Genomic DNA, 20,705 nt, shown 5'->3' with positions numbered 1-20,705 from the left:
ATCAGCCGGGGTTCAGAATGAAGAATCCCACATTCAGATAGGCGGCATAGCAGCCCCAGACCAAATAAGGAACAATCAACGCGCCGGCGAGCGGGCGCACGCGCCAGAAAATGCGCAGCGTCCACACAATCGATGCCAACAGTGGCAGGATTGCCACCAATCCGAGCCCCGGGCTGTGCAGGCCGAAGAAGGCCGGCGACCAGAGGAAGTTGAAGAAGAGCTGGGTGAACCACGGCACCAGGGCACGGCTGATGCCGCTGTCCCGCCATACCAGCCAGGCGGCGATGCCGATCAGCACGTATTGCGACGACCAGACTACCGGGAACACCCAGTTGGGCGGGGTGCCTGGGGCCTTGCCGAGGGAATCGTACCAGGTGCTCAGGTTGGGATCGGTCATCGCCCCGGCGATGCCGCCCACCACGAAACACAGGCCAATGAATCCCGCGAGCACCAGCGCCGACGCCCAGGAGGCGGCCGGAGCAGGGGGAATACGGCGATGGGGGGGTGCAAAGTCAAAGAAGACACGTACTCCTGTCCAATGGCCCGCGCCGTGGTTACGACCCTTCGCGTCGCCATGCCAACACGGCGAGGCCGAGTATCAGCGGCAGGGCAAGCCAGGGCGGCAGCAGCGGCGTGGCGGCGATGCCGGTAACGAGGTGGTCGCGGCGTCGTTGCAGGCCGATCCATGAACTGCCGGCGGAATCGCGGCCGGGATCGGTGCGTCGAAGCTCAGGTGCCCCCAGAGGATCGAGCCAGTGTACACTGCCGCCACTGGCCCGCACCAGAGGCGCGAGCACGCCGGCGGTGGCGCGCAGGTCGGCGATTTCCGGCGGATTGGCGGCGCCGGCCGCGGCATAGGCGGTGTGCACCCCGTCGCTGGCCTGCCAGACCCCCGGCGTGGTCGCCGGTAGCTGGCCCACCGCCCGGCCCGGCCGTGCCGGTGTCAGAGCGAGCGTCTGCGTCCGCCCGTCCGGGTCGGTCACGGTCACGTCCCCGGGGGGACCGGCATCGGTGCTGCGCCGCTCGATCGCCAGCCGGCCATGCTCGGCGCGCGCGGTCAGCGTGTTCTCCTCCAGTTCCGGCTCTTTCATCAGCCAGTGGGCGATGCGCCGCAGCAGCTCGGCCTGCGGGCCGCCGCCCTGGTGGCCGCGCGACCACAGCCAGATCTGGTCGGAGAGCAGCATCGCCACCCGTCCCTCGTCGACATGGTCGAGCAGCAGCAGCGGCTCGCCGCCCGGGCCGCTCATCAGCGCATCGCCCTGGGCGTCGGACGGGGCGATGCGGCGGTACCACGCCCCCCACTCGGGCGGGCCCTGGGGGCGGTTGCCGGGCAGGCCCTCGGTGACCGGGTGGCGGGTGCCGAGCGGGGTGACCAGGGGGCGGAACGCCTCTTCCACCACTGCCCCGGCGGCGAGCGGGCGCGCCGGCAGGATGCTGCCGAGCGGGCTCGCGGCAAGGCTGGAAAAGCCGCTGAACTCCGGCCCCACCGACAGCAACAGCGCGCCGCCGCCGCGCACGTAGTCGGCGATGTTGCGCAGATAGAGCGGCGGCAGCAGGCCGCGGTTCTGGAAGCGGTCGAGGATGATCAGGTCGAAGTCGCGGATCTTCACCTGGAACAGCTCGCGCACCGGGAAGGCGATCAGCGCCAGCTCGTTCAGCGGCGTCAGGTCGTCCTTCTCCGGCGGGCGCAGGATGGTGAAATGCACCAGATCCACCGCGGGATCGGCCTTGAGCAGCCGCCGCCAGGTACGCTCCCCCGGATGCGGCTCGCCGGAGACCAGCAGCACGCGCAGGCGGTCGCGCACGCCGTTGATCTGGACCACGGCGCGGTTGTTGATGCCGGACACCTCGCCCGGCAGCGGATCGGCGGTCAGCTCGATCACGGTGGGGCCGGCCCGGGTGATCGGCACGTCGATGGCGTGCTCCGCCCCGAGCGGGACGCTCTCGATACGGGCCGGCTCGCCGTCGCGGCGGATGGCCAGCCGGGCCGCCCGGCCGCCGGCCTGGCCCGCGCGCGGCAGGCCGAGATCCTCGATCGCCAGCCGCAGCGTGACCGTGTGGCCGACGATGCCGTAGCCCGGTGCCTCGATGATGCGGATGCGGCGGTCGGTTTCCTCGCCGCGGGCCGGGACCAGCACGTGCAGCGGCGTGCCGCCGAAGGGGTTGCCGGCGGGAAGGTCGTGGACCTGGCCGTCGGTGACGGCGATCACCCCGGCCAGCCGGGCGCGCGGGATGTCGGCCAGCGCGGTCTCGATCGCGGTGAACAGGCGGGTGCCTTCGGTGCCGGCCTCGGGCACGACGATGCTGCGCAGTTCCAGGCCGGAGTCGCGGCGGGCCTGCTCCTCCAGCCGCAGCCGCGCGGCTTCCGCCAGCCTTGCCCGCTCGCCGATGCCCATGCTGGCGCTCTGGTCGAGCACCAGCAGGCCGATATCGGGCAGGTTCTCGCGGGTCTCCTCGACCAGCCGGGGACCGGAGAGCCAGAGCAACAGGACGGCGAAGGCGAAGAAGCGCCAGACCACGCCCGGGGCCCGGCGCCAGAGCGCGAGGCCGAGCGCGCCGGCGGCGAAGGCGGCCAGCGTCCAGAACAGCCAGGCCGGGATGGCCGGGTCGAAGCGCAGCGCGGCGATCGCCTGTTCCATCTGCATGGGCCGGCCCTTTCTACTGCGGCGCCGTCACTGGCCCAGCCGCTCCAGCAGCGCCGGAACGTGCACCTGGTCGCCCTTGTAGTTGCCGGTGAGCGCGTACATCACGAGGTTGACGCCGAAGCGGTAGGCGAGGGTGCGTTGCCGCGCTCCGCCGGGGATCACGGCGTACGGATTGCGCCCTTCCGCATCGATCGCCCAGGCGGAGGCCCAGTCATTGGCGCCGATGATGACGGGGCTGACGCTGTCATTGGCGCGGTCCTGGTCGCGCTGCACCCAGACCGGGGCGCCGGTGTAGCGGCCCGGGAAGTCCTGCAGCAGGTAGAAGGCGCGCGCCAGCACGTGCGCCGTGGTCAGCGGCGCCAGCGGTGGCACCGCCAGCGCCTGCCCGAGCTGCGCCAGCGCCACCCCGGCCCCCGGGGCGAAGCCTTCGCCGCTGCCCTCGCCGCCGCGGGTATCGATCACGATGATGCCGCCATGCGCCATGTAGGCGTTCAGGGCCGCCAGCGCGGGTCCCCCCGGCAGCGGCGCGTCGGCGGCGATCGGCCAGTAGAGCAGGGGGTAGAAGCTCAGGTCGTCCTCGCCCGGGGTCACCGCGGCCGGCTCGCCGAGGGCCGCGGCGGTGCGCCGGTTGACGTATTCCGACAACCCGGCGAGGCCGGCCTGCGACACCGCGTCGACCTGCGCGTCGCCGGTGACGACATAGGCGAGCCGGGTGGTCAGGGCCGGGTTGGGCGAGGCCGGTGCCTCGGCGCGGGCCGGCACCACCGCGAGCAGCATCAGGGCGGTGGTGGCCGCCCGCAGCAGGCCGCGCAGGCGCAGGGAAATCAGCAGGTCGATCGCCAGCAGCGCCAGCGCCGCCGCCAGCAGCCAGGGCGCCAGGGCCCGTTCCGGCGCGGCGCCGGCGATCGGCGCTTCCCGCGCGCCGTCGATGGCGGGCGCGGCTTCCGGCAAGGCCAGCCGGTTGGCCAGGTTCAGCGCGCGCCGGCCATTCTCCGGCCCATAGAGCCCGGGCGGATGGCGGGGCGAGGCCACGGCGTCGGCAAGCTCGCGCGCGGTCAGGGCGGCGGCGGCCGGCGGCGGCGGAGCCAACTGGCCGAACCCGTCCAGCGTCTCGGCCGGGGCGAGCGGCGGGCCACCGGCCTCGTCGCCGGTGGCGACCCCGGCGGACAGCGCGACCAGCCGGCGCAGCATGTCGACGAACAGGCCGGAGAGCGGCAGGTCCGACCAGTCGGCATTGGCGGTGACATGGAACAGCACGATGCGCCCGGCGCCGCGCGGGGTCTGCGTCACCAGCGGCGTGCCATCGGCCAGCCGCGCCCAGCTTGCTTCGGTCAGGTGCGCACCCGGCTCGGCCAGCACCTGGCGGCGGACATGCACTTCCTCGGGCACGGCGAGGCCGGCGAAGGGCGAGGCGGCGGCGAACGGCGCGAGCCCGGCCGGCTGGCTCCAGGACATCGTCCCGCCGAGCTGGCGGTCGCCGGCCAGCAGGCGCACCGGCAACAGCCCATCCGGATGCTCGGCCAGGCGCGGGCCGGCGAAACGCACCAGCAGGCCGCCTTTTTCCACCCATTGTTCCAGTGCTGCGGCGTCCGGCTCGTCGGCGGCCACGTAGTCGGCGAGCACCAGCACCGAGATCTGGCGCGAGAGCAGGGTGGCGAGGTCGCCCTGGCGCAGTTCGGTGTACGGGGCCAGGGCCCGCTGCACGTAATAGGTCGGGCCGGTCAGCGGGGCCGTGGCGGCGGTGGCGTCGCCGGCGAGCAGGCCGACCGGGCGGCGGCGCCAGCGCTCGTCCAGCAGCACCACCCCGCCGGCCGAGGCCGGGCCTTCCAGCACCAGCCGGCCCAGGCGGTTGCGCAGCTCGGGCGGCAGGGTGATCGGGGCCTCCGCCTCGGCCTGGTTCTCCGCGAAGCCGGCGACGGCGCGGGCGAGGGTGCGGCCGTCGCCGGATTGCGCCAGGACGGCGACTTCGGCGGGCAGCGGGCGCGGCACCTGGGCGATGCGGGCGACCAGCCGGTCGGCCTCGGCGCGCGGCAACAGCAACAACCGCGCCGGCGCGACCGGGTCGCGCAGGTCCTCGACCGGACCGATGGCCGCCAGCGCCGTGGCGAAATCGTCCCAGCCGGCACCGCCGGTGGTGCCGTCGGCGATATAGAGCACGGCGCCGCCGCCGGCGGCCTTGCCGGTCCAGGCGCGCAGCGCCGCCGCCGCGGCGGCGCGGTCGACCGGCCAGGGCTTGGGCCGCAGCGCCGCCAGCCGGGGACGCGCCTCGGCCACCGGCATCAGCGGCGTGGCGGCCGGGGCGGTGCCGGTTTCGGACGCGGCGGTGCCGAGCAGGGCCACCTTGCGATCGGCCCGCTCGGCCCGGTCCAGCGCCGCGCCGGCGGCGGCCATCCGGCGCGCCCAGTCGGGGGCGGCCGCCCAGCCGTCATCGACCACCAGCAGCAGCGGCCCGTCGCCGGGCAGCGTGGTGCCGGCATCCAGGATCGGGCGGGCGAGGCCCAGGATCACCAGCCCGGCCGCGAGCATGCGCAGCGCCAGCAGCCACCAGGGCGTGCGCGCCGGGGTCTCGGCGGTGGCGGACAGGCCGAGCAGCAGGCGCACCGCGGGGAACACCTCCCGTCGCGGGGCCGGTGGGGTGACGCGCAGCAGCCACCACAGCAGCGGCAGCGCGGCCAGGGCCAGCAGGACCCAGGGGGCGGCGAAAATCAACGTCCACCCGCCGCGCGCGTGCCCGTCTGCGGTGTCAGCGCCGTGTACAGCGCCAGCAGGGCCGATTCCGGAGGATGGTCGGTGCGATGCACCGAGAAGCCGAAGCCGGCCGCGGCGCAGATCGCGGCCAGGCCCTCCTGCTGCTCGGCGAGTCGCCGGATATAGGCGTCGCGCACGCCCTCGACCCGCGGGATCAGGGTTTCCTGTGCCGGTTGCATGCCCTGGAAACGCACGCGCCCGGCATAGGGCAGCAAGGCTTCGGCGGGGTCGAGCACCTGCAGCACGTGGCCGCTCACCGGCACCGCGGCAAGGCGTCCCACTGCTGCCTGGATCTCGGCCAGCGGGCGCAGCAGGTCGCCGATCAGCACCACGCGGGCATGGCGCGGCAGCCTCGCCTCCGGCGGCAGGCCCTCGCCGTCGGGCAGCCGCTCGAGTTCGGCGGCCAGCCGTTCCAGCCCGACGCGGCCGCTGGCGGTGCGGGCGTCCGGGGCGAGCAGCCGCACCCGCTCGCCGCCGCGCAGCAGCAACGCCGCCAGCGCCAGCGTCAGCAGTCCGGCGCGTTCGTGCTTGGAGGTGCTCGCCTGACGGGAATGCCAGCGCATGGTGGCGCTGCCGTCGCACCAGAGCACCACGGTCTGCGCCGCCTCCCATTCGGTCTCGCGGACGAAGTAGCGGGTATGGGCGGCGCCGTCGGAGCGGGCGGACTGGCGCCAGTCGATGCGGCTGGCCGGGTCGCCGGCGAGAAAGGGGCGGTATTGCCAGAAACTGTCGCCCTGGCCGACGCGGCGGCGGCCGTGCACGCCCTGGGCGACGGTGGCGGCGACGCGCTCGGCGGCGACCAGCAGCGGCGGCAGGCGGGCGCCCAGCGCCTCGGCACGTCGCGCGGAGCCCGCCGGGGATCCGGCGCCGCTTGCCTCGCTCACCCGAGTCGCTCCATCAGCCGCCGGATCACCTCCTCCAGGGTCACGCCATCGGCGCGGGCGGAGAAATTCAGCGCCATGCGGTGGCGCAGCACCGGGGGCGAGAGCGCGGCCACGTCCTCCACGCTCGGCGCGAGCCGGCCATCGAGCAGCGCGCGGGCGCGGCAGGCCAGCATCAGCGCCTGGGCGGCGCGCGGGCCGGGGCCCCAGGCGACATGGCGGCGGATCGCCTCGTCGTCGGTGGTCTCGGGGCGGCCGGCGCGGACCAGGGTGAGGATGGCGTCCACCACGCTCTCGCCCACCGGCACGCGGCGGATCAGCGCCTGCGCCGCGATCAGTTCCTCCGGGGTGAGCGCCTGGGTCGGCGCTTCTTCGGCGGCTCCGGTGGTGGCGAGCAGCATGGCGCGCTCATCCACCCGTTCGGGATAGGACACCTGGATTTCCAGCAGGAACCGGTCGAGCTGGGCCTCGGGCAGGGGATAGGTGCCTTCCTGCTCGATCGGGTTCTGGGTGGCGAGCACGTGGAACGGACGGGGCAGCCGGTGCTCCACGCCGCCCACCGCCACGCGCTGCTCCTGCATCGCCTGCAGCAGCGCCGACTGGGTGCGCGGGCTGGCGCGATTGATCTCGTCGGCCATCAGCAACTGGCAGAACACCGGGCCGGGGACGAAGCGGAAGCTGCGATGGCCGGTGGCGTCCTCGTCCAGCACCTCGCTGCCCAGGATGTCGGCGGGCATCAGGTCCGGGGTGAACTGCACCCGCTTGGAGGCCATGCCGAGCACGGTGGCCAGGGTTTCCACCAGCCGGCTCTTACCCAGGCCCGGCACGCCCACCAGCAACACGTGTCCGCCTGAGAGCAAAGTGATCAGCGTCTGGTCGATCACTTCCTGCTGGCCATAGATGGCGCGGCCGATTTCCGCCCGCACCGCGGCGATCCGTGCCCCGAGCGCCTCGACCTCGGCCAGGATGTCGGATGAAGCCGTGGAAACCGGGATGCTGGCGGGAGAAGCAGGGGGCATGGGGCACTCCTCGGCAGGGCGTCGCCATCCTAGATCGGTGCTCGCGGCGAATCTGCCACTTTCACCTCTGGGGGGAGCATCCCTATATCGGCAGATAAGTTCGGTCGGCCTGAGTCGAGGCGGAGACGGTCAAGTGAACAACGCCGCACGGAATATCGCAGTGAACAGGCACCGGGCCGGGTACGCGGCCGAATCGCAGATTGGCAGTCCTCCCCGCCACCATGAATTACGACAGGACTCACAACATCCCGTGGAGTGCGGCAATCTGCCGTTTCTGATCCGTCGCGACGGCACCTGGCTGTATCGCGGCAGCCCGATCGTGCGGAAGGAGATGGTCTGCCTGTTCGCCTCCGTGCTGCGGCGCGAGGAGGACGGCAGCTTCTGGCTGGAAACCCCGGCCGAGCGTGGCCGCATCGAGGTCGAGGACGCGCCCTTCGTGGCCGTCGAGCTCGATTGGACCGGCTGCGGGCGTGACCAGGTACTCACCCTGCGCACCAATGTCGATGAACTGATCACGATCGGCCCCGAACACCCGATCCGCATTTCCCATGACCTGCTGACCTGCGAGCCGACCCCTTATGTCATGGTCCGGCGCGGCGCCGGGCGGCTGGCGATCGAGGCGCGAATCTGCCGCGCGGTCTATTACGAGCTGGTGGCGCTGGCCGAGCCGTGGGAGGTGCACGGGCGCAAGATGCTGGGCGTCTGGAGCTGCAACTGCTTCTACCCGCTCGGCGAGATGCCGCATTGCGAGGATTGCGACTGCGAGGACTGACCCTGGACCGTGGATCCGCTGACCCTGCGTAAGGCCCTGGCCGAGAGAATCGGCCGGGCGCCCCCCCCGCCGATCCGCCCGGCCTCGGCGATCGCGGCCCCGGTGGGCTCCGACGATGCGGCCGACCTGATCGACGGCCCCCCGGTGCCGGCGGCGGTGCTGGTGCCCCTGGTCCTGGGACCGGTTCCCGGCGTGCTGCTGACCAAGCGCACGGCGCATCTGGCGCAGCACGCGGGGCAGGTGAGTTTCCCGGGGGGACGGATCGACCCGGGCGACGCCAGCCCGGAAGCGGCGGCGCTGCGGGAGGCCCAGGAAGAGATCGGGCTCGACCCGTCGCAGGTGGAGCTCGCCGGAAGGCTGGGTGAATACGTGACTGGCACCGGCTATGCGATCACCCCGGTGCTGGGATTGCTGCCGGTCGGGCAGGGGCTGGAGTCGCTGGCCTTGCTGCCCTCGCCCGCCGAGGTGGACGCCGTGTTCGAGCTGCCGATGACGGTGCTGCTGGACCCGGACGCGCCGCAACGACGGCGCGTGCATTTCCGCGGCCGCTGGCGGGAATTCTGGGTCTGGCCGCATCCCGAGCATTACATCTGGGGAGCGACCGCGGGTATCCTGGTGCAGCTCGCGACCCTGCTGCGCGGATCCTGAATGCTGCGCCTTGCCGAGATCGGCCTGTTCCTGGTGCCCTTCGCCCTGTACGCGGCATGGCGGTTGCTGGGCGCGCGTGCGAGCGCCGCGCTGGTCTGGGGCACCGTGCTGGCGGTGGGGCTGCTGGCCGGCGTCACCGTATGGTACGGGCTGGAGCGCAGCCTGCCGGCCGGCGTGCAATACGTGCCGGCCGAGATCCACGACGGCACCATCGTCCAGGGGCACGGCCGGTAGATGCCGGCCGAACCGGCCCTGCGCATCGCCTCGCCGCCCTTCCTGGCCGATCCGGCGTTGCGTGCCGTGCTGGCCGCGCTGCCCGGGGCCCGCCTGGTCGGCGGCTGCGTGCGCGATGCCCTGGCGGGTCGGCCGGTTGCCGATATCGACCTCGCCACGCCGTGGCCGCCCGGGCAGGTCATGGCGGCGCTGGCCGCGTCCGGGCTGAAGGCGGTGCCCACCGGCATCGCCCACGGCACTGTCACCGCGGTGGCGGACCATCGCGGCTTCGAGGTCACCACGCTGCGCCGCGACGTCGAGACCGACGGCCGCCACGCCGTGGTTGCCTATACCGATGACTGGCGCGAGGACGCCGCCCGCCGCGACTTCACCTTCAACGCCATGTCGATGACCCCGGACGGCGCCGTGTTCGACTATTTCGGTGGCATCGGCGACCTGCGCGCCGGGGTGGTGCGCTTCGTCGGCGATGCCGCCACCCGGCTTGCCGAGGACTACCTGCGGGTGCTGCGGTTCTTCCGCTTCCATGCCCGCTACGGCACCGGCCAGCCCGATCCGGCGGCGCTGGCGGCGATCACCGCCGCAGTCCCTGGCATGGCCCGGCTATCCGCCGAGCGGGTATGGACGGAGCTGAAGCGCATCCTTGCCGCCCCCGACCCGTGCGGCGCAGTCGCGCTGATGCAGCGAACCGGTGTGCTGGGGGCGGTGCTGCCGGAAGGCGCCGTTCCCGCCCGGCTGGCGCGGCTGGTGGCGGCGGGCGCGCCCGATGACCCGATCCTGCGGCTGGCGGCGTTGCTGGAAGGCGATGCCGCCGCGCTCGCCGCGCGGCTGCGGCTTGCCACCGGCGAACGCGACCGGCTGGTCGCGCTGCAGGGCGGGGACGTGCCCGGCGATGCGGCCGGGGACCCGGAGTTGCGCCGGGCCCTCGCCGAGACCCCCGCCGAGGTGCTGGTCGGCCGCGCCTGGCTTGCCGGCCGCGCCGCGTCGCTGCGCAGCAGGCTGGCGGCGATGCCCCGCCCGGTGTTTCCGCTGCAGGGGCGCGACCTGCGCGCACTGGGGCTGGAACCGGGGCCTGACCTCGGCCGCGTGCTGCGCGCGCTGCGGGCCTGGTGGCTGCAGGGCGGCTGCGTCGCGTCGCGCGAGGCGTGCCTCGCCGAGCTGGCCCGCCGCTGACGGGTTGCCGGTTCAGCCGGCCAGTTTCTCCACGGCTTCGAGCACGGCCGTGACCGGGATGTCGCCGGTGGCCTGTCCACCCCAGTCCTGTCCGCGCAGCACGACCAGCCGGGGCGTCCACGGTGCGAACTTGGCCGGGTCGGTCGGTCCGAACAGGGAGACCAGCGGGATGCGCGCGGCCGAGAGCATGTGGCCGCCACCGCAATCGGCCGCTACCCCGGCGACGCAGCGCCGGGCCAGGGCGATCGTCAGGTCTGGTCCCGTGGTCGCGCCGGACGCGGTCGCATCCTGCAACGGGAAACGTGCCCCCGGCAGGGCAGCGGCCAGCCCGGCCCGCCAGTCCGCCTCGTCGGGGCCAAGGATCATCGCCGGGGTGAAGCCACGCCCTTGCAGGGCCCGCGCCAGTTCCACGTGATGCGTCACCGGCCACGCCTTGTGACGTCCACCGGCGCCGACGACCAGCGCGACATGGCGTTCCCCCGCCGGCAGCAGCCGTGCCGCGAGCTCCGCCGTGGCCGGGGCCTGCGGCAGGTCGCCGTCGGGGTCGGCGGGGCGGCCGGAGGCCAGGGCCACCAGCCGCAGCAGCCGCGCCACCAGTTGCGGCGGGGCCCGCCGGAACCAGGGACGGCGATCGGAGAGCAGGAACCCGGCGGCCGGCGAGATGAACCGCCGCGCCCCCACCCGCCGCAGCGCGAGGCTGGTGCCCAGCTTCGACTGGGTGTCGATCAGCACGTCCGGCGGCCCGGCCCTGGTGGTGCGCAGAACCGCTGCCAGCTCCGGGCCGATGCCCGTCCGTTCCAGCACGCGGTCGACCAGCCCGGTGGTCAGGCCACGCAGCGGGCCGGCAAACGCGCTGGCGCCGCGCCCGGCCACCCAGGTGAGATGGCCGTCCGGCCAGGCATTCCGCAGGGCCCGCAGGAACGGCAGCTTGGTCAGGGCATCGCCGACCAGATCGAGATCGACATAGACGACCACGTGAATCTGATTTGACATCAGGGAAGGTCCCCTCACTGAGGGGCGGATATACGGCGGCGGGCGCCGGGAGCAACTGGTAACGGTACGGTGTGGCTGATACATGGCCGGGCCATGGACGTTTCCCCCCGCGCCGCGCCGCCGGCATCCGACGACCGCACCTGGCCGCTGTTGCGCCGGCTCTGGCGGGAACATATCCGCCAGTATCGCGCCAGGATCGGCGTGGTGCTGCTGCTGACCCTGGTGATGGCCGGGACCCAGGCGCTCTATCCGGAAGTCATCAAGTCCGCCGTCAGCATGTTCGAGCGCCGCGACGGCCGCATCCTGTACCAGGTGCCGATCCTGGTCGCCTGCATCACCGCCGTCCGCGCCGTCGCCTGGTACGCGCAGAGCGTGCTGATGACCCAGGTGGTGCTGCTGGTGATCCGCGGCCTGCAGGAGCGGATGTTCCAGCACCTGTCCCGCGCCGACCTGGCCCGGGTGGAGCGCGAGGCGCCGGCGGCGCTGGCGTCGCGTTTCACCACCGATGCCGCCGCCATCCGCGAGGCGCTGGGCCGGGCCATCAACGGCCTTGCCGACGCGGTCACGGTGGTCGGGCTGGTCGGCTGGATGATCTATGCCGACTGGCTGCTGAGCGCCATCGCCCTGGTGGCGCTGCCGGTGGCGGCGGTGCCGGTGCAGCGCATCGGCCGGCGCATCCGCCGCACCTCCGGCGGCATGCAGGAGCGCACGGGGGAAACCGCGACGCTGCTCAACGAGAGCTTCGCCCAGGCGCGCGTCGTGCGCGCCTACCGGCTGGAGGAGCAGGAGACGGCCCGGGCGGCGCATGCCTTCGACCGGCTCTACCGGGCGCTGATGAGCATGACCCGCTCGCGCTCGCGCATCGACCCGCTGCTGGAGATGCTGGGCGGGCTGGCGGTGGCGGCGGTGCTCGGTTTCGCCGGCTGGCGCGCTGCTGCCGGCGGTGGCACTACCCTCGGCGGCTTCGCCGGCTTTGTCGCCGCCCTGCTGATCGCCTCGCGACCGATGCGCGCGCTCGGCAACCTCAATGCCGCGCTGCAGGAAGGGCTGGCGGGGTTGGCGCGGGTGTTCGCCGTGATCGACGAGCCGCCCGGCATCGCCGACCGCCCCGGCGCGCCGCCGCTGCCGCGCGGCAACGGCCGGCTGGAATTCGACGACGTCTGCTTCTTCTACCCGGACGGGCGGGCCGGGCTGCACGGGCTGTCCTTCGTCGCCGAGCCGGGGCTGACGGTGGCGCTGGTCGGGCCGTCCGGCGCCGGCAAGTCCACCGCGTTGGCGCTGATCCCCCGCCTGCACGATGTCAGTCGTGGCGCGGTGCGGCTGGACGGGGCGGATCTACGCGAGGTCTCGCTCGCCTCGCTGCGTGACGCGATCGGCTATGTCGCCCAGGACACGCTGCTGTTCGACGCCAGTGTCGGCGCCAATATCCGCATGGGCCGTCCCGGGGCGAGCGATGCCGAGGTGGTGGCGGCCGCCCATGCCGCCGCGGCGGATGATTTCATCGCGGCCCTGCCGCAGGGCTACGACACGCCGGTCGGGCCGGGGGGCGGGCGGCTTTCGGGCGGGCAGCGCCAGCGTATCGCCCTCGCGCGCGCGCTGCTGCGCAACCCGCGCGTGCTGCTGCTCGACGAGGCCACCAGCGCGCTCGATTCCGAAAGCGAGTCACGGGTGGCCGAAGCCCTGGCGCGGCTGCGCCGGGGCCGCACCACCATCGTGGTGGCGCACCGGCTGTCCACCGTGCGCGACGCCGATCTCGTGGTGGTGCTCGCCGAGGGCCGCGCGGTCGAGCAGGGCACGCATGCCACGTTGATGGAGCGCGACGGCCTGTACGCGAGGTTGGTGCGCACACAGGCCCTGGCATTGGCGTAGCCGCTTCCGTCTGCGGTCGCGCCACGGATGCTGCCGCTCGCGGATCGTGGCTCGCGGTAGGTCGGGGACAGGCCGGGTCTACTGCGTGAGGGTGATGTTGACCCCGCTCGGAGCCAGCGTGAGGCGCAGGCCCTGGCTGGTGGCGATATTGTCGATCGTGACGCCGTTCTGGTTGCGCAGGGTGCCCACCGAGCCACCGCCCGCGGCCGTCGCGCCGGCAGTTACGGCAACGTAATTGCCGTTGAAATCGGCAAGGTTGCGGAGATTGCGCACCGAGCCGGTGCCGGTAGCGCGCGATGCGCCGACATCAACGACGGACAGCCCACGCATGCTGAAGGGATATTGCTGGCCACGATAGGTCAGCGTGCCGCTGCCCCACTGAAAACCGACGCCGAGCGCAACCGCGCCGCCTGTAAAGCTGACCGTCCCTTCGGTCGATGTCTGGCCCGTGGCTGACGGTGCACCGGTCGCCGTTGTCTCCTGGGAGCCGCAGCCGACCAACAGGCCGACGCTCAACATCGCGACACAGAGAGCCGTGCGAGGGAGCAGGCTATTTCGGGCCATGCGCGTCAACCTTTCCAATGATGGTCGATGTCTGGGTGCCGATTTTCTTTCTCATTCGAAGAAATAAGCGACGATCTTCAATTCAAATTCGCGAAATATTTTCGGGGGCGGAGCATGAAGGTCCGGCGCTGCGAAGTTCGCCGGCCAGCCAGGCGAGCAGGCCCGACAGGTCGCCGCTACTGGCCAGGCAACCCATTGATGAATAGGGGCCGGCGCTCTTGTGATCACTTTTTGCACGTATCTTGAACCTAATTCCAACCGGATTCGCGTACGTCGCGTTGCCGGGTCATCCACCCCGAACACCGGGGCGGGATGCGGGTGCCTGGCCCGCCGGGTCCGGTGAAAGGCTGCCGATGCCTTACGGCGACGACCCTCATCGTGGCGAGCGGCCCGGGCCGCGCGACGACGTGCAGTCGCGATCCGGTGACGCCACCGGCCCGCGCCAGCAGAACCGGGAGGATGGTCGGGACCGGCGCGACGGCGAGGCGGCGCCGCGATCCCCGCGGATGTGGATCATCCTCGGGCTGGTCGCCCTGGTCGCGGCGATCGGCGGCGGCTGGCACTGGTACGCCACCAGGGACCAGGAGAGCACGGACGACGCCTATACCGACGGGCGGGCCGTGGTGGTGGCGGCCAAGGTGGCCGGCTACGTCACCGAGCTGAACGTCACCGACAACCAGCCTGTGCGCGCGGGCCAGGTGCTGCTGCGCATCGACCCGCGCGATTATCTCGCCGCGCGCGACCAGGCACAGGGGCGGCTCGACTCCGCCCGGGCACAGCGCGACAACGCCCGGGTGGCGCTGGAACTGGCCCGCATCGTCTATCCGGCGCGGCTGGCCTCGGCGCAGGCGCAACGGACGGCGGCGCAGGCGGTGCTGACCCGTGCCCGCGCCGATCTGCGCCGCCAGCAGGGACTGCCGCGGGCGGCGACCACGCAGACGGCGCTCGACGAGAGCACCGCCGGCGCCGCCCAGGCCGAGGCCCAGCTCGCCCAGGCCGAGGCGGCGGTCCGGCAGGCCGAGCCGGTGGCGCAGAACATCGCCCAGGCCGAGGCGCAGTTGCGCGAACTGGAAGGGCAGGTGGCGCAGGCCGAGGCGCAACTGCGCCAGGCCGAGGTGAACCTCTCCTATTGCACCCTGGTGGCGCCGCAGGACGGCACCGTGACCAAGCGCAATGTCGAGCGGGGCAATTTCGTCAATGCCGGTGCTTCCTTGATGTCCCTGGTCTCGCCCGAGCTCTGGGTGACCGCCAATTTCAAGGAAAGCCAGCTCGACCGCATGCGCCCGGGACAAAAGGTGCGCATTTCCGTCGATGCCTATCCCGGGCTCGATCTGCGCGGGCACGTCGATTCCCTCCAGATGGGCAGCGGCGGGCGCTTCTCGGCCTTCCCGCCGGAGAACGCGACCGGGAATTTCGTGAAGATCGTGCAGCGCGTGCCGGTGAAGATCGTCATCGACGCGGGAGTGGATCCCAACCGGCCGCTGCCGCTCGGGTTGTCGGTGGTGCCGACGGTGGCGCTCAGGTGAGCGGCGCGGCGGGCTGATGTCCGGGCACGACTGGCAGCCGCGCCACAACAAATGGGCGGTGGCACTCTCGGTCACGCTGGTGGCGTTCATGGAGATCCTGGACACCACCATCGTCAACGTCGCCCTGCCGCACATCGCCGGGTCGATGTCGGTGTCCAACGACGAGGCGACCTGGACGCTGACCTCCTATCTGGTGGCGAACGGCATCGTGCTGCCGATCTCGGGCTGGCTCAGCCGGGTGTTCGGCCGCAAGCGCTACTTCCTGATCTGCATCGCCAGCTTCTCCGCCTGCAGCTTTCTCTGCGGCATCGCCGACAGCCTGTGGCAGTTGATCCTGGCGCGCATGCTGCAGGGCTTCTTCGGCGGCGGGCTGCAGCCGAACCAGCAATCCATCATCCTCGACACCTTCCCCCCGGCCGAGCGCAGCCGCGCCTTCGCCATCACCGCCATGGCGACGATCGTGGCCCCGGTGCTGGGTCCCACGCTCGGCGGGCTGATCACCGACAATGCCTCCTGGCGCTGGATCTTCTTCATCAACCTGCCGGTCGGGCTGCTGACCTTCTTCCTGGTCGTGGCGCTGGTGGAGGATCCACCCTGGGCCAACGAGGGCGAGACACGCATCGACGCCATCGGGGTGGGGCTGATCGCGCTCGGGCTCGGCTGCCTGCAGATCACGCTCGACCGCGGCGAGGACGAGGACTGGCTGGGCTCGCCCTTCATCCGGGTGTCCGCCCTGCTCACCGTGATCGGATTGGTCGGGGCGGTGGCCTGGCTGCTGTGGACGCGCCGGCCGGTGGTCGACCTGCGCGTGCTGAAGGACCGCAATTTCGCGGTCGGCTCGGCGCTGATCTCCGCCATGGCGATGCTGCTCTATTCGAGCGGGGTGGTGATCCCGCAATTCGCCCAGACCGTGCTCGGCTACACCGCCACGCTTGCCGGCTACGTCCTTTCGCCCGGGGCGATCCTGGTGGCGATCACCATCCCGGTGGTCGGCAAGCTGCTGCTGCCGCGGGTGCAGACGCGCTTCGTCGTGCTGTTCGGCTTCATCTGCCTCGCGGTGGCGATGTTCCATTCCAGTCGGCTGTCGCCGCAGATCGATTCCGGCTCGCTGACCTTCATGCGCATGGCGCAGACTTTCGGGCTCGCCTTCCTGTTCGTGCCGATCAGTGCCATCGCCTATGCCACGCTGCCCAGGGAGAAGAACGCCGACGCCGCGGCGCTCTACACCATGTTCCGCAATGTTTCCGGTTCGATCGGCATCGCCGTCGCGACCGCGCTGGTCACCGAGCGCACGCAGGTGCGGATGGCGCATCTCGCGGCCAACCTGACGCCGTATGACCAGTCCTACGTGGATGCGGTGCGACAGCGGGCGGAGGCGCTGATCGGGCTCGGCCGGGCGCCGGTCGAGGCGACGCAGGCGGCGACCGGGATGGTGTACCGGGCACTGCTGCAACAGGCGCAGGTGCTGGCCTATTCCGACGTGTTCCTGTTCTGCGCCGTGCTGGCCGGCTGCGCGGCGCCGCTGGCTTTGCTGTTCTCGGCGCAGCGCGCCGCGGGCGGCGGTGGCGGGCACTGAGGCCGGCAGGTCCTTATCGGCCGGGCGGCCCGCCCAGGCCGCGGGTGAAGGGCAGGGCGGCGGCGCAGAGCAGGGCCATCAGCCAGAATCCCTGTGCTCCGACGGCCGCGTAGAGCGGGCCGGAGGCGAGCGTCAGCAGGGTGGTGGCAAGGCCGACCGCGAGGGTGGCGTAGAGCGTCAGCGCCGTGGCGACGAGGTGCGGCGGGACGATGTCGGCGATCACCCGCAGGCTGGCCAGGTGCTGCAGCGCGAAGGTCAGCCCATGCAGCGGCTGCACCAGCGCCATCGCCGGCACCGCGGCGGTGCCGGCCATCACCCCCCAGCGCAGCAGCCCCGCCAGTGCCGTCAGCGCCGAGGCGCCGCCCGGTCCCAGCCGGGCCAGCAGTGGCCGCCCGACCAGCAGGAACACCAGCACTTCCGCGGCCACTGATTCCGACCACAGCAGGCCGGCCGTGCCGGGCTCCATCCCGGCGGCGCGCCAGCGGATCATGGCGAAGCCGTCATGCAGGGCGTGGCTGCCCTGCACCAGCGCGGCGACGATCAGCATCCGGCGGAACCGGGGCGTGCGCAGCAGCGCCCCGGGCCCGGTCCGGTGCTCTGGCTGCGGGCCGGCGGCCGGGACCGCCGCCACGCGGCGGCTTTGCGGCACCCAGGCCGCCAGCCCCGTCGCCACCGCCAGCAGGCAGGCGTTGAGCCAGACGACCACGCCGATCCCCACCTGCCCGACCAACTGGCCCGAGCCGGTGGCGCCGAGGATGAAAGCGGCCGAGCCGGCCCCCCGGACCCAGCCATAGTCGAAGCGCCGGCGCGGGCGGCCCGCATGGGCGGCGTCCTCGGCGCTCCCGAGCGCGAGCGTGTCCGAGAGCGGCCCGATCGGTGCCAGCACCGCCGCGTGCAGCATGCCGACCGCGAGCAGCAGGGGCAGGCCCTGCGCCGGATGGTAGCCCAGCGCCACCAGGGCGGCGGCGGCCAGGAAGCCGACCAGCATCGCCTTTGGCGCGGCCAACAGGTCGGCGATGCGCCCGGCGAGCGGTCCCACCAGCAGGCGGGTGGCATTGGCCGCCGCGAGCACGAGCCCGACCTCGGCGGGGTGCAGGCCCTTCTCGATCAGCAGGGGCGGCACGAAGGGCGATTGCACCCCGTAGGCCGCGTACAGCACGGCATAGAGCAGCAGGAAGCGCGGCAGGGCAGGGTGGATGGCCATGCGGCGTGCAACCGTGAGGGTGGGGCGCGGGTTCGTTCCCGGCGAAGCTCTGCCGGGTTCATCTTGGCTTCGCGACGGTCCAGTATCGTGGGATGCCGCCGTCGCCGCGTCCATCCGCTCCGCCCTCCCGTGCCTGGATCCGCCTGCCGAGCGGGCGCCGGCTCGACCTGATTGCCCCGACCCCGTTCGACTGGACCGACGAGGACCTGGCGATCGGCCTGGCGCGCACCTTTCGCTGGGGCGGGCACTCGGTCTGGCCGGGGGCGCCGCTGTCGGTGGCGCAGCATTCGCTGGCGGTGCTGGAGATGCGGCGGGCGCGGGGGCGGCTGTCGCCGCGCGAGCAGTTGCGCGAGCTGCTGCACGATGCGGACGAAGGGTTGATCAACTTCGACTGCATTTCGCCGTTGAAGCCGTTCCTCGGGCCGGCCTTTGCCGAGTTGCAGGCGCGGCTCTGGGCGGTGATCGTTCAGCGCTATGGGTTGCCGGCCTGGACGGTGCCGGCGAAGCGGGCGCACAAGCGCGCCGACATCGCCGCCGCGGCGGCCGAGGCGGTCTACGTGGCCGGCTGGACCGAGGCGGAAGTCCGGGAGACGCTGGGGATCCGGGCCGTGGTCCGGCCCGAGGATCCGCTTGTCGCGCGGTACGCGGGCACGCCCTGGCAGCCCTGGTCGCCCGAGGTGGCGGCAGCGCGCTTCCTGGCCGAACTGACCCGGTTGGTCCTGGCGGCACGTTGAGTGATGTCATGATGTAGGGCGGACGCAGGTCCGCCAACGCAAGGGGAGCGGCGTGCGGGAGCCATGCAATGGCGGATGGCGCTGCGCTTATCCGCCCTACAATTACTGCTGAAAAACGGGATCCAAGGGCTTTGCCCGTCGTGCGAAGGCGCGCATGCGCACGACGTGGAGGTGCAGGAGGCGAAGCCTCCTGCCGGGTCCGGGGCAGCGCCCCGGTCAGCCGCCGACGATTTCCTCCAGCCGGTAGCCTTGCGCGAACAGCAATGCCCGCAGGTTGCCATGGTCCACGCGGGCGCGGGCCTCGGCGGCGACGATCGGCTTGGCGTGGAAGGCGACGCCGAGCCCGGCTTCGCGCAGCATCGGCAGGTCGTTGGCGCCGTCGCCGACGGCCAGGGTCGCCGATAATTTCAGGCCGCGCGCGGCGGCAAGTTCATGCAGGGCCTCCAGCTTGGCGTCGCGCCCGAGGATCGGTTCGCCCACTTCCCCGGTCAGGGCGCTGCCGTCATCGAGCAGGACATTGGAGCGGTGCGAGTCGAACCCCACCGCCGCGGCGACGCGGCTGGTGAAGAAGGTGAACCCGCCGGAGACCAGGGCCGTGGTGGCGTTGTGGGCGCGCATCGTTGCCACCAGTTCGCGCGCGCCCGGCATCAATTTGGTCTCATCCCAGGTATGCTGCAGCGCCTCCAGCTTCAGGCCCTTCAGCATCCCCACCCGTTCGCGCAGGGCGGTGGGGAAGTCGAGTTCCCCGTTCATGGCGCGCCGGGTGATCGCGGCGATCCTGTCCTTCAGCCCAGCGAAGGCGGCCAGCTCGTCGAGGGTTTCGGTGGTGACGATGGTGCTGTCCATGTCCGCCACCAGCAGCCCCTTGCGCCGGCCGCGCGCCTTGGTGGGGATGGCGTCCACCGGGGCGCCTTCCAGGGCTGCGGCCAGCGTGGCCGGATCGGGGGCGGTGGCGCAGGGAATGTCCGCGGCCTCACCGGGCGAGAGCACCACCGGCGGGCCGCCCTGGATGGCATCGCGCACGCGCGCGATGATGGCTTCGGTCAGCGATGTGGCCGTGCGGTCGACGACGAGGGTGAGGATGTGGCTCATAGGAGGGCGCTCATGACGGGCGCGGTATGCTGGCTTGCGCGCGTCGCGGCAAGCCATGGCTGATCAACCCTTCGCCCTGATCGTCGCAGGTCCCACCTGCAGCGGCAAGTCGGCGCTGGCGCTCGACCTCGCCGGGCGGCTGGACGGCACGGTCATCAACGCCGATGCCATGCAGTGCTACCGCGAGCTGCGCGTCATCACCGCCCGCCCGACGCCGGAGGAAGAGGCGCGGGTGCCGCACCGGCTGTACGGGGTGCGTCCGGCGGCCGAGCCCGGCCATGCCGCGTGGTGGCGCGGGGCGGCGCTGGCCGAGATGGAGGCGGCGCGGGCGCAGGGGCGCCTGCCGATCCTGTGCGGCGGCACCGGCCTGTACTTCTGGTCCCTGGTGCATGGCATCGCCGAGATCCCGCCGGTGCCGGAGGCGGCGCGGACGGAAGCGCGGCTCCGTCTGGCCGAACACGGGCCGGAGGCGCTGCACGCGGCGCTGGCCGCGGTGGATCCGGCGACCGCGGCCAGGCTGCATCCCTCCGACAGCCAGCGCCTCGCCCGTGCCTGGGAAGTCTGGCGCGGCACCGGGCAGGGGCTTGCCGCCTGGCAGGCGCGGCCGGGCGAGAAGGCACCCTGGCGCTTCGCCGTGCTGCTGCTTGATCCGCCGCGGACGGACTTGCGGGCGGCGATCGCGCAGCGCTTCGGCGCCATGCTGGCAGCGGGCGCGCTTGCGGAAGTGCAGGCGCTGGCGGCGCTTGGGCTCGATCCGGCGCTGCCGGCGATGCGGGCGCACGGGGTGCCGGAGCTGCTCGCGCATCTGCGCGGCGAGATCCCGCTGGAAGAGGCGGCGCGGCGGGCGGAACTGGTGACCGGCCAGTACACCAAGCGGCAGGCGACCTGGTTCCGCCACCGGGCGCTGGTCGATCCGGCGTGCTTGCATACGATCCATGCGCGGGTCGCAAGTCTAGCGCAATTTTCGGAAAGAGAATCCGAGCAGATCATGTCGTTTATTCGCCGCGCGGGTTGACGCCTCGCAATAACC

Annotated in this window: 18 protein-coding genes; 9 read left to right on the top strand and 9 right to left on the bottom strand. The window is 72.5% G+C overall.

Translation table 11 applies throughout. The annotated features are described in order from the left end of the window. Window position 1: 1 nt before the first annotated feature. From NBY65_RS07000 to NBY65_RS06980, 5 genes are all read right to left on the bottom strand, one after another. Complete coding sequence (locus NBY65_RS07000; RefSeq protein ID WP_275266271.1) at window positions 2-451, bottom strand: TspO/MBR family protein; 450 nt, start codon at window positions 449-451, stop codon at window positions 2-4. Between the two features lie 103 nt (window positions 452-554). Further along, window positions 555-2,639, bottom strand: coding sequence for a hypothetical protein (locus NBY65_RS06995; protein ID WP_150040041.1), 2,085 nt, complete (start codon window positions 2,637-2,639; stop codon window positions 555-557). 33 nt (window positions 2,640-2,672) lie between these two features. Further along, window positions 2,673-5,354, bottom strand: coding sequence for a DUF4159 domain-containing protein (locus tag NBY65_RS06990; RefSeq protein ID WP_150039953.1), 2,682 nt, complete (start codon window positions 5,352-5,354; stop codon window positions 2,673-2,675). Further along, complete coding sequence (locus tag NBY65_RS06985) at window positions 5,351-6,277, bottom strand: DUF58 domain-containing protein (RefSeq protein ID WP_150039954.1); 927 nt, start codon at window positions 6,275-6,277, stop codon at window positions 5,351-5,353. Before NBY65_RS06985 ends, NBY65_RS06990 begins: the two co-directional genes overlap by 4 nt. Beyond that, a complete protein-coding gene (locus NBY65_RS06980) occupies window positions 6,274-7,293 on the bottom strand; it encodes an AAA family ATPase (RefSeq protein ID WP_150039955.1) in 1,020 nt (339 codons plus the stop codon). Before NBY65_RS06980 ends, NBY65_RS06985 begins: the two co-directional genes overlap by 4 nt. A 250-nt stretch (window positions 7,294-7,543) precedes the next feature. Here NBY65_RS06980 and NBY65_RS06975 point away from each other — a divergent pair, with 250 nt between their 5' ends. The 4 genes from NBY65_RS06975 to NBY65_RS06960 are packed head-to-tail and all read left to right on the top strand — an operon-like array spanning window position 7,544 to window position 10,117. Next, the gene (locus NBY65_RS06975) at window positions 7,544-8,065 is read left to right on the top strand and encodes a DUF1285 domain-containing protein (RefSeq protein ID WP_338110400.1); all 522 of its coding nucleotides are present in this window, start codon (window positions 7,544-7,546) and stop codon (window positions 8,063-8,065) included. A gap of 9 nt (window positions 8,066-8,074) precedes the next feature. Beyond that, complete coding sequence (locus NBY65_RS06970; protein ID WP_239002718.1) at window positions 8,075-8,713, top strand: CoA pyrophosphatase; 639 nt, start codon at window positions 8,075-8,077, stop codon at window positions 8,711-8,713. Continuing rightward, on the top strand, window positions 8,714-8,947 hold the full coding sequence (locus NBY65_RS06965) for a DUF6111 family protein (protein WP_150039956.1): 234 nt from the start codon (window positions 8,714-8,716) through the stop codon (window positions 8,945-8,947). Continuing rightward, window positions 8,948-10,117: a CCA tRNA nucleotidyltransferase gene (locus tag NBY65_RS06960; protein WP_150039957.1), complete on the top strand. Its 1,170-nt coding sequence runs from the start codon at window positions 8,948-8,950 to the stop codon at window positions 10,115-10,117. Window positions 10,118-10,129: 12 nt separating this feature from the next. Here the strand turns inward: NBY65_RS06960 and NBY65_RS06955 are convergent, their stop codons facing one another. Continuing rightward, window positions 10,130-11,110 carry a glycosyltransferase family 9 protein gene (locus NBY65_RS06955; RefSeq protein WP_162530468.1) on the bottom strand — a complete coding sequence of 327 codons (981 nt, stop codon included), beginning with the start codon at window positions 11,108-11,110 and terminating at the stop codon, window positions 10,130-10,132. Window positions 11,111-11,203: 93 nt separating this feature from the next. Between NBY65_RS06955 and NBY65_RS06950 the strand changes: the two genes are divergently transcribed. Continuing rightward, window positions 11,204-12,979: an ABC transporter ATP-binding protein gene (locus NBY65_RS06950; RefSeq protein ID WP_150039959.1), complete on the top strand. Its 1,776-nt coding sequence runs from the start codon at window positions 11,204-11,206 to the stop codon at window positions 12,977-12,979. Window positions 12,980-13,057: 78 nt separating this feature from the next. Here NBY65_RS06950 and NBY65_RS06945 read toward each other — a convergent pair whose 3' ends face one another. After that, a complete protein-coding gene (locus NBY65_RS06945; protein ID WP_150039960.1) occupies window positions 13,058-13,543 on the bottom strand; it encodes a hypothetical protein in 486 nt (161 codons plus the stop codon). 353 nt (window positions 13,544-13,896) lie between these two features. Between NBY65_RS06945 and NBY65_RS06940 the strand changes: the two genes are divergently transcribed. Both NBY65_RS06940 and NBY65_RS06935 read left to right on the top strand, forming a co-directional pair. After that, a complete protein-coding gene (locus NBY65_RS06940; RefSeq protein WP_150039961.1) occupies window positions 13,897-15,069 on the top strand; it encodes an HlyD family secretion protein in 1,173 nt (390 codons plus the stop codon). 16 nt (window positions 15,070-15,085) lie between these two features. Continuing rightward, entirely contained in the window at window positions 15,086-16,645 is a 1,560-nt protein-coding gene (locus NBY65_RS06935) for a DHA2 family efflux MFS transporter permease subunit (RefSeq protein WP_150039962.1), read from the top strand. A gap of 13 nt (window positions 16,646-16,658) precedes the next feature. Here the strand turns inward: NBY65_RS06935 and NBY65_RS06930 are convergent, their stop codons facing one another. Beyond that, window positions 16,659-17,849, bottom strand: a complete 1,191-nt coding sequence (locus tag NBY65_RS06930) for an MFS transporter (protein WP_150039963.1) — start codon at window positions 17,847-17,849, stop codon at window positions 16,659-16,661. 92 nt (window positions 17,850-17,941) lie between these two features. On the opposite strand from NBY65_RS06930, the gene NBY65_RS06925 reads away from it, so the two are divergent. Next, complete coding sequence (locus tag NBY65_RS06925) at window positions 17,942-18,583, top strand: phosphohydrolase (RefSeq protein WP_150039964.1); 642 nt, start codon at window positions 17,942-17,944, stop codon at window positions 18,581-18,583. A gap of 216 nt (window positions 18,584-18,799) precedes the next feature. Here the strand turns inward: NBY65_RS06925 and serB are convergent, their stop codons facing one another. Next, window positions 18,800-19,675, bottom strand: a complete 876-nt coding sequence (gene serB, locus NBY65_RS06920) for a phosphoserine phosphatase SerB (RefSeq protein WP_150039965.1) — start codon at window positions 19,673-19,675, stop codon at window positions 18,800-18,802. A gap of 55 nt (window positions 19,676-19,730) precedes the next feature. Here serB and miaA point away from each other — a divergent pair, with 55 nt between their 5' ends. Then, window positions 19,731-20,690: a tRNA (adenosine(37)-N6)-dimethylallyltransferase MiaA gene (gene miaA / locus NBY65_RS06915; RefSeq protein WP_150039966.1), complete on the top strand. Its 960-nt coding sequence runs from the start codon at window positions 19,731-19,733 to the stop codon at window positions 20,688-20,690. The last annotated feature ends 15 nt before the right edge of the window (window positions 20,691-20,705 follow it).

Source organism: Rhodovastum atsumiense, assembly GCF_937425535.1.
In the GTDB taxonomy this organism is placed as follows: Bacteria; Pseudomonadota; Alphaproteobacteria; order Acetobacterales; family Acetobacteraceae; genus Rhodovastum; species Rhodovastum atsumiense.
The sequence above is the reverse complement of the archived record's forward strand: the minus strand, read 5'-3'. Positions and strand labels throughout refer to the sequence as shown.